The following is a 999-nucleotide window of genomic DNA, read 5'->3' as shown; positions in this document are numbered from 1 at the left end:
CGTTGCTGCCTCCAATCACATTACCGGTCACCGAAGCCACATCTTCAGCGATCGCATTCGCATCGCCAGCTGCGGTCGGCGCGTCGTCGACCACTTTGATGCCAAGCGTTTGATCGTCGGTATCGCCGTTGCGATCGGTTACCGTGATGGCAATGTTGTCCCGGGTATCGTCACCGGTAACTTGCGGCGCACGCTCCAGGGTGTAGTGGTAGTCAATTGTGATGGTGCCATCGGCGGCTTGGCTGTAGCCGTTGAGCACCAATTCACCGTATTGGGTGTCAATCGTCTGGCTCTGGGTCGCCAGCGCTTCAACCTGCGCCTTGCTCAATGAGAGCGTGCGCGCTTCGCCGTTCACGTTGGTGTACGCCAGCGTCACACCGCCGTCGGCCGCCAGGCCATCCAGCGCCGTGAGGGTAAAGCTGGAATCGACCTGGGTATCGGTTGCGCTCGGCTTCGAGCCATCGGCCAGGCCGCTTTCGAAGACGACGTGATCCGTGTTGTCGCCATCCGGCGTGGTCGAGGCGGTGTCCGCCGGTACCGTGACCGTCACGCCATCGTCGGCCCCGTTGATGGTCAGATCCAGGATCGCATCCGCGGCATCCCCATCGCCATCGGTCAGGGTGTAGGTGAACGTCTCGCTCAGGCTTTCGCCAGCCAACAAGCCCTGTACATTCAGATTGGTGTTGTCCAACACATAATCGTAACTGCCATCAGACTTGATGGTCAGGGTGCCGTACTCACCGTCAATCACCAGGTCGCCATCGGCATTGGTGCTCGACGTGTTGCCGCTAACGTTGTCGCTGGCAATGGCGGTTACGGTAGCGCCATCGGCGCCCACGGTATCCGCGGCATCATTGGCGGAGGCATTCACGCCGCCAATCACGTTGCCACTAGCCGCCACGGTGCTGTCTTCGGTGATGCTGTTGGCATCGTCAGCCGCGGTCGGCGCATCGTCGACGATCTTGATGCCGAGGTTCTGTGTCGCGGTTTCACCGTCGT

Annotated in this window: 1 protein-coding gene; it reads right to left on the bottom strand. The window is 60.9% G+C overall.

What is annotated here, in order from left to right:
* Positions 1-999: VCBS domain-containing protein (locus tag E0702_RS15785; RefSeq protein WP_205741951.1), on the bottom strand; the 999-nt coding region annotated here is incomplete at both ends.

It is taken from the genome of Halomonas marinisediminis, assembly GCF_004347715.1.
In the GTDB taxonomy this organism is placed as follows: Bacteria; Pseudomonadota; Gammaproteobacteria; order Pseudomonadales; family Halomonadaceae; genus Halomonas; species Halomonas icarae.
This window is presented reverse-complemented; position numbering and strand designations above follow the sequence as displayed.